We start from the raw sequence: 10,165 nt of genomic DNA on the forward strand, positions 1-10,165 counted from the left end.
TAAATGTATTTTTAGGAGCACTAATCATATCGCAAGGATTTTACTCAAAAACAGCCATACAACAACTTTCAGAAAACTGAAAAATTCAGGCCCCTAAATCTTTTTTATGAATGAATCGATCAAATCGAGGACCTCATCTTTTTTCTCAAAGAATATGATGTGGCCAGCTCCATCAATGATTTCCAATTGTGAATCGTTCAAGCCGTCATGGACCTTCCGGGATTCGCTTGGAGGATTCAGGCCGTCAAACTCACCCACAAGCAACAATGATGGGGTTGTAACCTTATCGATATCGCCCATCATGTCATACTCGGACAGTGACAGGTAAATGTTTTTGCGCTCCTCATTGGTAAGCTCAACGCTTCCACGATTTCCCAGGTAATACTCCGCAACCTGTTCGGGAGTGGTGTTTGGAGGATATAGCAACTTACCGATCAGCCTGCCCATTTCCTTGAGGTCAATATTCCTATTGCCTCCGTTGAGCTGGACTGCCTTCTGCATCAAGGAGATGCTTCCCTTGCCCTTAACACCTATTAGAACCATCCTTGACATCAATGAAGGGTACTTTTCAGCTGCCCTCAATGTCACAAAAGAACCCATGGACAGTCCGACAACAATCGGCTTTTCCATACCATCGTGTTCAATGACAGCCTTCAGGTCATCAGCATGGTCATCAATATTGAATTTTTCAGGCTTGTCGCTGGCACCATGGCCCCTGAGGTCATAGGATATTACATGATAATCATTGCAGTAATAGTTAAACAGGGGATTCATGATTTCCTTACTGGCGAAAATTCCATGAAGAAGAATCATATCCGGTCCGCTGCCCTTCTCCTTGACTGCAATTTCTATCCCATTAATTCTTATTTTGCTTTCCATATTTCATAATTTAATTTAAATAATTATATATAGATATCCTTAGGTGGAACATTAATCATGCATTACCGGAACTTCAATCCTGCCTTGAATGCGTCTGAAATCTTACCTCCCATCTCATAATATGAATGGGTTATGTCATCATAGCCCAACGGGCCAAGGAGGGTGAAATCAATCTTTCCCATATCATTGAGCACACTCTCCTCGGCCTGGACGTTAACTATCTCTCCTGTGATTTGAGTGTGTGAGCCGACCTCGGCAATATGCATCACCCTGCACTCAAGTGAAACCTTAAATTCATCAATTACCGGTGCATTGACCTTCACTGCCTTGTGATGATGAAAATTGATTCTTTTTAGCTTGTCTGCATTGTAGCCGGATTCAATTCCCAAGTAATCAACCTCGGCCATGTGCTCAACGCTTGGAAATGCAATGCAAAACTCTTTAGTGTTTAGTATGCTTTTAAGTGTTTTCCTCTTCAATGTGGAATTAATGGCTATCATCACAGCCGGCGGATGATGGGAGCACATTGTTGCAAATGCAAGTGTGCATGCATCGGCATTGCCCTGCTCATCATAGGCGCTTGCAACCACCGCAGGTGCGGGATACATCATCGTATGATTCTTGACATTTACTTTCATACTACTATTTAAAGGCCTGGGAGGATATATTATTTTCCCACAGTGCCCTTCCGGCTCACCTTAATATTATCCTTGGAAAGGTTTATAATCTCCATTGACTGCTTCTTGCTGGAATTGAAAACCTTCCTCATGAAATTGAACAATTCGGGATCATCATCCTTCTCGATTGATTTAGTGTGGCTTGAACTCTTCATGATACTCATCAGCTTCTCCACATCCACATCCTCCCCGTCAAGGTTGAAGTAGTTGAAGTACTCCTCGCTAATCAGACCATGCTTGTCCCAAATCTTATAGTCAACCAATCCCAAATCCTTTTTCAACTGCTTTTGAAGCCAATTTCTTGGAATTCCCAAGTCGATAGCCTTGTTATATGCCTGTATCCTTGGATAAATCATTCCCATCTCAAGCATCATGTAGAAGCTCTTATACTTCACATCACCCTTCTTGCCCTTGAAGTACCATCCGTAGAGCTCATCAACGCCAACCCCCACTTTCTTGGCAAGCTTTGCTCCGGTGGTCTTGTGCTTTAGCAGTTCCTCACCTATTATGAGGATTCTTTGGCGCAGTATCTCATCCTCAATCTCATCCCTGCTTTCATCATACTCCCCCATTGTAAGATTGGAGTTTTTCAAGGCAATCTTTTGGGATTTTTGAGCCATTATGTTGCTTATGTATAATGACTTTTTAATCTCAAGATACTCAGTGTAAAACCTGGCGAACTTATTGTCCCCCTTTCTGCCGAGATTATAGTAGTAGTTCAAGTCATCATCGCTGATTCTTGCATTCTTCAATGCCTTGTTATACGATTTGGTTTTAATGTCCCTGAGGAATGTCTTCAGTTGGCCTGGAATGATATTGTTCTCGTACAATTCAAATATTTCACCATACCTCTCAAAGCCGTTGCGGCCGTAATCAATGAACTCCTCTATTGAGCTGACAGGAATGTCATGGCTTTCAGACACTTCCAATTTTGACTTGTCGTGCTTAAATCCCTTGACTATCAGGTCGATGGTGAGCTGCTTGATTTTCTTTTTGAAGCTGTAGTAGAGCTCATACTCAGGATGGTTCAGCCACTTGCCGATTATCATATTTGACAATCCGACGCATCTTGCAGCATCAGGCTTGTTTTTGCCCTCCAACCTTGCCTTGATGTACTTGTCCATCAGCTCGCAGGTGACTGTCCTGTAAAAGCATGTCGGCCTGTAGTCAGAGAGGTACTTGTCCTGGTCCTTAAGGTACCAGTTGTTGAAGTCGATCTGTGAGATTTCACATTTCTCTATGGCATTGTAAAAGTCATTCGTCTTGATTAGCTTGGAGAATAGGCGCTTGCGGTTTTTCATGTACTCCATGTCGAATCGTATGTGGAACTCTGTCTTTTCCCTCTTGCTTGAATTGTAAATCTCCATGAACTCCCGTGGTGTCAATCCTGCCTGAAAGATTGCTTCCTGTTTGCCATTATCCTCTTTAAGGGCATTGATGATTAATCCTCTTTTAATGAGAAATGAGGTGATCTGCTCGTTTTCCTGCCTGAAATCCCTGAACAATGCCAAGTCCTCATGCTTGCTCCATGAGTTGAACAGGTCCCTTGATATGTTTATCTGCTTCAGGATATCCCTCTTGTTCCAGCCGTTCTTGCGGTAGCTTAGGTACTTTTCCATGAGAAGGCGGGTAGCCACCATGTAGAACTCCGACATGTCGGCCTCCGACTTGTAGTACCATTTAAGAAATTCGGTCTTGGTGATCCTAGTTTTCCTCACTGCAGCATTGACGTTGCTGTACTTCAGGTGTTTCAGGACGGTCTTCTGTCTTTTTCGAGTGTATTCCTCATCGAATTCACGGTGAAAATCATCCTGATGATTCTTTGATATGACGTATAGCTTTTCGAATTCCTTCCGGCTGACTCCCGCTGATTTAAGTGCCTCGTTGAGTGTCTTGTTCTTGCGAATTTCCTTTATGATCAGGTCCTTTTTGATTTGGCTTGTCTTTTTCATGAAATCCTTGCCCATGAAGTTTTCCTGCCAGAAGTCGTAAATGTCGGTTGACATGCCAAGCCTCTTGAGTATTTCACCGTCCTCCATGCCTTTCCTTTTAAGGTCGAAGAATTCCCTTATCAGCAATTCATTATAGGTTATGAATGCGTCGTTCAGGCTTCCGTTTATGAATGATTCCCTTTCATGGCCGAACCATTCCTTTACTGTGAGGCTGTCCATTGATGAGAGCCTCATGCTTCTTTTGATGTCTTCTGTTTCAAGAAGCTTTTCCTCAAAGTCCCTTTCGAGCTTCTGGTTGACCAGCCTGTAGAATTCGATGCATGGCTTTTGCTGTTTGCTTCCTCTCCAGTATTCCTTTGTTTGCTTGATTTCAGTGGCGGTTATCTCATCCCTGTAGAATTTGGTTATGAGCAATCCGATTTCAATGTATTGGTTTATCCTCATGATGTAGTCGCTGAAGCGGGATTCGTTGAAGGTGTAATGGGGTCCCATCTTGATTATTATGTTTTCCCTTGTAAGGTTCATTAGCATTGATATGCTTTCGCTTTCACTTATTCCGAGACTCATCAGGTCGCTTCGTGTGAACTCGTTCTTGTCATGGGTGTTTTTCAGGCTCAGCAGGAGGTTGGCGTTTTCTATTTTTTGGTTGCATTCATTGCACATGTTCGAGGATGATTCCATGTTTTTTCTTCCACATATGATGCAGTTGTTGAATTTGATGTCTTTTTTGACTGGCTTTTTGTAGTCTGGGATGTTTGCGTATCTTTCGTTTGCGCAGAAGTCCTGGAAGTATTTTTTTGAAATGTAGTAGAGTCTTTTATGCAGGTCAAGAGCTATCTTCAGTTCCTCCCTGGTGTCTTGGTTGCTTTTGTGTATCTTGTTTCTCAGGTTGTATGCGTCCTGGAGCTTGTTCTTGTAGATGTAGGTTATCACTCCCTTGCGGTATAGGTTGTCTATCTTCTTGTAGAATGATATCAGCCTGTTTTCCAGCTTGTTGTTTGATTGCCTGTACATGTCCTTCACGAGTGTTTCGAGAAAGAGTGTCGCGTCGGCTGTGACTGCGCGGGGTGATGTCAGCACGTCCTCCTCCAGCTTGACTCCGAGTTCATATAGCTCATTGTTAAAGTTTTTTAAGAAATCAAAATTTGACATTTTAATCCACCTCTCGTGTTTTGTACTTATACCTTATTTTACTGGCCATATATAAGGTGTTTGCAAGCGATAAGTCATTATTGATTTCTGTTTGTAATTTAACAAGTTTAGAGCAATATTTACTTTGCCTTGAAATGAATGTTTCATAATTAACTGTTTCATTAGAAACAATTATATAGCTATAAAACAGATATAACAAACAGGTGAAAATAATGATTGAAGACTTTCAGGGCATAAAGGACAAGTCCCCCCTAGTGGCATGGATACACAACATATCCCTAAACCAGCAGAAATACATGAAGATGAAACTCGATGACCTGGACCTTGGCCATGACGTGAGATACATAATGTTCATATATGACAATCCCGACTGCTCACAGGAAGACATCGTGAACATGTTCGGGCAAAGCAAGGGCAACATAGCCAAGATACTCAGGAAATACGAGGACGAGGGATTCATCGAAAGACAGCCCAATCCCCAAAACCGCCGCAAGTACATGCTGAACACCACATCCAAGGGCGAGGAGCTTGTACCTAAATTCAGGCAAATATCAAAGGACTGGGAAAAGGAAGTCGGCATAAGCGATGACGACACTGAATTAAGAGAAAAGCTAAAGGAAATAGCCATTAACGGCATGAAGCTAATAGAAGATTACTAAAAAAAATAGGAGAGTGGTAAAAATGGAGATAAAATTTGAAACATATGTTGTGATGATATCATTCATAACATCATTCTTTGCAGTGTTCCTGTCAAACGGGATAATAATAGGGGTTCCGGCAATAGCGCAGGACTTTGCAATGAACAACGTCATACAGAACTGGGTGCCTACAATATTCTTCCTCGTGGTTGCGGTGTTCACCGTGCCTGCAGGACAGATTTCAGGGAAATTCGGAGTCAAGAAGTCACTATTGGCGGGAATAATAGTATTCCTGATCGGCTCAATCGGGGCCTGCCTTTCATTTTCAACAGAGACATTCCTGCTGTTCAGGATAATGCAGGGTGCTGGAGTGGCATTCCTCAACGTGTCCGCCATGGCAATGGTTGTGCATGCTGTGCCTCCGAGAAACCGTGGAAAGGCATTGGGATTCACAGTGACCGGAGTTTACCTGGCAACATCCCTCTCACCCGTGATTTGCGGATTCCTTGTCCATAACCTTGGCTGGAGGTCAATGTTCTACTTCGTGATACCTTTCCTTGTGCTGTGCATCATACTCATGATAGTGAAAATCCCTCAAGAGTGGAAGACATATCAAGATGACAAGATCGATAAAGTGGGCTCAATACTCTATGGTGTCGGAATCTTGTTTTTCATCTACGGATTCACTGCCCTGATAACAACACCCGGCAAAATATTGACCGTTCTTGGAATTATATTGCTTGTGATATTTGGGGCATATGAGCTTAGGCAAAGGTCACCGGTATTCAACATGAACCTCTTCAGGAACAAGAAATTCACATCCTCCAACATAGCGGCGCTTTGCAGCTACATCGCAATAATGGTGGTTACAACAATACTCAACTACCACTTCCAATACGTAAGGGGATGGAACGCACAGATGTCCGGACTGATACTCATCATAACACCAATAATCATGGCGATAATGGCACCCAACACCGGAAAGCTATCCGACAAGGTGCACCCTCAGAAACTGGCAGCCATTGGAATGGGAATAGCGACAATCGCCCTGCTGATACTGACATTCCTCACCAAGGACACACCGGTGTACATTGTGGTCATAGCGATGGTGCTTCAGGGTATTGGAATGGGAATGTTCTCAAGCCCTAACATGAATGCGATAATGAGCTCAGTTCCTCCAAAGGACGCGCCAACCGCATCAGCCTCACAGGCGACAATGCGTACAATCGGCCAGACAATGAGCCTCGGACTCCTGACACTGATATTCGCGTGGATAATGGGAAACCTGGAGCTTTCCACACAATACGCCGGCATGATCATACAGGCATCACAGACAATCTGCGCAATCTGTACCGTGGCTTGCGTGCTTGCAGTGTTCGCCTCCCTTGTAGGTGTGAAATCCAAGGACAAGTTCAACACAGGACGCTAAAATTAATTGGATTAACCTCCAATTAATTTCTTTTACTTTTTTAAACAATCTTAAATACTCATAAAACCATAAATACTATTCAATGAACCGGAAGACAATACTCGCAATAATTGCCCTAATCATACTGGGCATTCTTGCATATGGAATATACTATGTCAATGACTATTACCATGCAGGCGACACTGCAAAAAATTATATGAACGGAACAAGCACAGTGAATGTAATCAAAACCGGCAGCGGAATGCTTTTGGACGGACCTGGTAATGACACCGCACTGATATTCTATCCCGGCGCGAAAGTCGAATACACTTCATACCTTCCCCTTCTAACAAGGCTGGCTGAAGAGAACATTGACTGCTTTTTAGTTGAAATGCCCTTCAACCTGGCAATACTCAACCAAAACGCAGCAGACGACATAATGAAAAGCAATACCTATAATCACTACTACATATCCGGCCACTCCCTCGGAGGCACAATGGCATCCTCCTACGTGAACAGCACCAACAGGACCGACGCTTTGATACTTCTCGAATCATACCCTACAGGCACAATCCAAAAACCGGTATTGTCCATATACGGGACCGAAGACAAGGTGCTTAACATGGAAAAGTACAATGAATCAAAATCATTAATGAACAATCTCACCGAAATCATAATCAGGGGAGCCAACCATGCACAGGTCGGCGACTACGGCAATCAGAGCGGTGACGGCATCGCTAAAATAACACCAGAAAAACAGCAAACACTAACATCAGATGCGATAATTGATTTCATCAAAAAATCTCAATAATCCTCTGCTTTTCCAAATCAGGATTGTCAGGGGCAATGCCGTAGTTGAAGCGTGTCAAATGCCCTTGATCATCATTTATGCTGAATATCATCAACTCATCATCAAGGCTCATCTCACAGCTGAAGCACTTATACTTGCCGGATTCATCATCGATTAAGAAATATAAGCGATTAGCCAGTAGCGGGACATTATAATCCGGAAAATCAATCCTCACCAAATCAATGCCATCAACATTTTCAACAATAACATTCAAATCGTCGATTCTGAAGGGAGTCATCAAATCACGCTCCCAGTAAATTTCATTAACCATGCTGAAAACCAAATCCTCATTAACCATTGATGAGAATGATTCAATGTTATCATAAAAGTATTTAGGCAGGGCATTCTGCTGGAAATCAAATAACAGTTCATGTTCCTCGGAATTGACATTAACGTTGAACGAACCGTAATTCCTCTTAACTCCAACAGTCATGACCACATCCCACCTGCCGAGAACATCACCATCCGCTACATTAATCCCGTTTATAATGCCTGGATATTCGCTTTCAAGTTGAAAATAAAAATCATCTGCTTTTAAAACCGCCACGGGTTGATTTTCAGAAACGTTGTCATTGCCTTCCACCAATATCTTGATTACTTGGCTGTCAAAAGGAGTTTTAATGTAATACTGATTATTTTTCACAAGAGTGATGTTGATATCTTTCATAATAGAATTTATGCTTGCTCATCGGTTTTAAATTTAATTGTAACGTAAATATTTAAAAGCATAAGTGTATAAAATTAAGAATATGGAAATTACTGCTAGTGAAATGAAAAAATCAATTGAGAGAATTTACAAAAGATTGGATGAAGTGACACCGGTTGATTTTGATTGCGGAAAACTGTGCGGAGAGGTGTGCTGCGTATATGATGCGGAAGACTACAGGAATGAGGAGCTGGCACTGTACCTGCTTCCAGGCGAGGAACTGATGTATGAGGACAGCCCCGAATTCGACCTTTACTATATCGACTCATCCGAAATCAAATACCCTCACTCATGGAAGGGACAAATCTACTTGGTCAAATGCAGGAATCCTCCAAAGTGCGACCGTTCAATCAGGCCAATCCAGTGCAGGACATTTCCACTGATACCTCATCTTGACAAGAATGGTGAGTTCCATCTGATATTCGATGAATCGGAATTCCCCTATAAATGCCCAATAGTCCATGACCACATAAGATTGAACCGTGATTTTGTCAAAACAACCTATGAGATATGGCTGATGCTGATGCAGAACCCACTGGTTTATGATTTGATTGACATGGATTCAAGAATGAGGGACAATAGGAAAACAGATTACGAAGTGGTAATATGATTCGCAAAATAATCATACTGTCCTTGGCATTATTCATGCTGGTTAATGCTGCAAGCGCAGTCGACTCCTCCAACTGGTCAACGGCCACAGTGGGCTATGAGGAGTTCAAGATCCCTCCGAAGTATGAAAACCCTTATGAGAGCGATTTTGACATGTACGAGTTCGATGAGGACATTGATGAGTTCACGATACGCTACGTCAACCCCAATATAATGGATCTTTATGGCCATTTCATTGAACACAACAAGATGAAAAAGGTCAAGGTTGCAGGCCATGATGCGGTTCATTTCACAAGTTACGATCGCCATGACGAAAAGAACAACTCAAAGCTATGGTTTTCAGCGGGAGAGGAATTCTACTACATAACATTCCGGGGAAGCAAAATAACTCCAACCATCAAGGAAGTCGTTAAAAGCGCATCCAAATCCAAGTACACTCACGATGAGTTCTACAGCATACTGGATGAGGAGTTCAAAAACTATAAGATTGTCCATGCAATCGAATCACAAAGATACGATTATCCGACAAGCGACAAGAGTCATCATTCATTCGTTTCATTCGGAAGCAATGGCGTCAACTTTGGAGTTATGAGCTGATTCATAATCTCCAGTCTATTTCTTTTTGACCATTATCCTTCAGGTATTCATTGGCCAGCCGGAAATGATTGCATCCTAAAAAGCCCCTTCGAGCCGAGAACGGTGAGGGGTGTGATGTCACAAGCACCAGGTGATTTTCATTAGTGATGAGTTCCTTTTTCTTTTCAGCCTGCTTTCCCCATAGCATGAACACTATCGGCTGTGATTGGTCATTCAATGTTTTTATGACATTGTCGGTGAATGTCTGCCATCCGCACTTGCTGTGGGAGTTCGCATTGCCGTCCTCCACTGTCAGTACGGTATTCAGGAGGAAAACTCCCTGTCTTGCCCATTTTTCCAGGCAGCCTGATTCAGGAATTGGATAATCGTATTCGGCATTGATCTCCTTGAAAATGTTTTTGAGGGACCTTGGTATCGGCCTGCCGTCAGGTGTTGAAAAAGCCAATCCATGGGCCTGACCCGCTTCATGGTAAGGGTCCTGGCCTAAAATAACCACTTTAACATTATCCAATGGCGTCAGTTTAAATGCATTGAATATTTCCCCATATGGAGGGTATACCGTTTTTGTTGAATATTCCTCGTCGATGAATTCCTGTATCCTTAAAAAATAGTCCTTTTCGAATTCATCACTTAAAGCCAAATCCCAATCGTTGCCTATCATGGAATTTAATTTATAATTCAAGTTATATTATTTTTA

Annotated in this window: 10 protein-coding genes; 5 read left to right on the top strand and 5 right to left on the bottom strand. The window is 42.5% G+C overall.

What is annotated here, in order from left to right; translation table 11 throughout:
- Window positions 1-93: 93 nt before the first annotated feature.
- The 3 genes from QZU77_RS09460 to QZU77_RS09470 all read right to left on the bottom strand — a co-directional run bounded on the left by QZU77_RS09460 (window position 94) and on the right by QZU77_RS09470 (window position 4,660).
- Window positions 94-879: an alpha/beta fold hydrolase gene (locus tag QZU77_RS09460; protein WP_295603466.1), complete on the bottom strand. Its 786-nt coding sequence runs from the start codon at window positions 877-879 to the stop codon at window positions 94-96.
- A gap of 62 nt (window positions 880-941) precedes the next feature.
- Window positions 942-1,517, bottom strand: coding sequence for a flavin reductase family protein (locus tag QZU77_RS09465; protein ID WP_295603468.1), 576 nt, complete (start codon window positions 1,515-1,517; stop codon window positions 942-944).
- A 29-nt stretch (window positions 1,518-1,546) separates the two neighbouring features.
- Window positions 1,547-4,660, bottom strand: a complete 3,114-nt coding sequence (locus tag QZU77_RS09470; RefSeq protein WP_295603471.1) for a hypothetical protein — start codon at window positions 4,658-4,660, stop codon at window positions 1,547-1,549.
- 212 nt (window positions 4,661-4,872) lie between these two features.
- On the opposite strand from QZU77_RS09470, the gene QZU77_RS09475 reads away from it, so the two are divergent.
- The 3 genes from QZU77_RS09475 to QZU77_RS09485 all read left to right on the top strand — a co-directional run bounded on the left by QZU77_RS09475 (window position 4,873) and on the right by QZU77_RS09485 (window position 7,517).
- On the top strand, window positions 4,873-5,319 hold the full coding sequence (locus tag QZU77_RS09475; RefSeq protein ID WP_295603473.1) for a MarR family winged helix-turn-helix transcriptional regulator: 447 nt from the start codon (window positions 4,873-4,875) through the stop codon (window positions 5,317-5,319).
- A 22-nt stretch (window positions 5,320-5,341) separates the two neighbouring features.
- On the top strand, window positions 5,342-6,727 hold the full coding sequence (locus tag QZU77_RS09480; protein ID WP_295603475.1) for an MFS transporter: 1,386 nt from the start codon (window positions 5,342-5,344) through the stop codon (window positions 6,725-6,727).
- Between the two features lie 82 nt (window positions 6,728-6,809).
- A complete protein-coding gene (locus tag QZU77_RS09485; protein ID WP_295603477.1) occupies window positions 6,810-7,517 on the top strand; it encodes an alpha/beta hydrolase in 708 nt (235 codons plus the stop codon).
- Here the strand turns inward: QZU77_RS09485 and QZU77_RS09490 are convergent.
- Complete coding sequence (locus QZU77_RS09490; protein WP_295603480.1) at window positions 7,501-8,223, bottom strand: biotin/lipoyl-containing protein; 723 nt, start codon at window positions 8,221-8,223, stop codon at window positions 7,501-7,503. The two genes, QZU77_RS09485 and QZU77_RS09490, sit on opposite strands and share 17 nt — an antisense overlap.
- Window positions 8,224-8,305: 82 nt before the next feature.
- Here QZU77_RS09490 and QZU77_RS09495 point away from each other — a divergent pair, with 82 nt between their 5' ends.
- Both QZU77_RS09495 and QZU77_RS09500 read left to right on the top strand, forming a co-directional pair.
- The gene (locus QZU77_RS09495; protein WP_295603482.1) at window positions 8,306-8,872 is read left to right on the top strand and encodes a hypothetical protein; all 567 of its coding nucleotides are present in this window, start codon (window positions 8,306-8,308) and stop codon (window positions 8,870-8,872) included.
- Window positions 8,869-9,468, top strand: a complete 600-nt coding sequence (locus QZU77_RS09500) for a hypothetical protein (protein WP_295603484.1) — start codon at window positions 8,869-8,871, stop codon at window positions 9,466-9,468. Before QZU77_RS09495 ends, QZU77_RS09500 begins: the two co-directional genes overlap by 4 nt.
- 1 nt (window position 9,469) lies before the next feature.
- On the opposite strand, the gene ung is transcribed toward QZU77_RS09500, so the two are convergent.
- A complete protein-coding gene (ung, locus tag QZU77_RS09505; protein WP_295603486.1) occupies window positions 9,470-10,129 on the bottom strand; it encodes a uracil-DNA glycosylase in 660 nt (219 codons plus the stop codon).
- Window positions 10,130-10,165: the final 36 nt, after the last annotated feature.

The sequence above is a fragment of the uncultured Methanobrevibacter sp. genome (assembly GCF_902774605.1).
Lineage (GTDB): Archaea > Methanobacteriota > Methanobacteria > Methanobacteriales > Methanobacteriaceae > Methanocatella.

Excerpts from the sequence above, each read along its gene's own strand:
- QZU77_RS09460 (WP_295603466.1), bottom strand. The coding sequence starts at position 879 with ATGGAAAGCAAAATAAGAATTAATGGGATAGAAATTGCAGTCAAGGAG.
- QZU77_RS09465 (WP_295603468.1), bottom strand. The coding sequence starts at position 1,517 with ATGAAAGTAAATGTCAAGAATCATACGATGATGTATCCCGCACCTGCG.
- QZU77_RS09470 (WP_295603471.1), bottom strand. The coding sequence starts at position 4,660 with ATGTCAAATTTTGATTTCTTAAAAAACTTTAACAATGAGCTATATGAA.
- QZU77_RS09475 (WP_295603473.1), top strand. The coding sequence starts at position 4,873 with ATGATTGAAGACTTTCAGGGCATAAAGGACAAGTCCCCCCTAGTGGCA.
- QZU77_RS09480 (WP_295603475.1), top strand. The coding sequence starts at position 5,342 with ATGGAGATAAAATTTGAAACATATGTTGTGATGATATCATTCATAACA.
- QZU77_RS09485 (WP_295603477.1), top strand. The coding sequence starts at position 6,810 with ATGAACCGGAAGACAATACTCGCAATAATTGCCCTAATCATACTGGGC.
- QZU77_RS09490 (WP_295603480.1), bottom strand. The coding sequence starts at position 8,223 with ATGAAAGATATCAACATCACTCTTGTGAAAAATAATCAGTATTACATT.
- QZU77_RS09495 (WP_295603482.1), top strand. The coding sequence starts at position 8,306 with ATGGAAATTACTGCTAGTGAAATGAAAAAATCAATTGAGAGAATTTAC.
- QZU77_RS09500 (WP_295603484.1), top strand. The coding sequence starts at position 8,869 with ATGATTCGCAAAATAATCATACTGTCCTTGGCATTATTCATGCTGGTT.
- ung (WP_295603486.1), bottom strand. The coding sequence starts at position 10,129 with ATGATAGGCAACGATTGGGATTTGGCTTTAAGTGATGAATTCGAAAAG.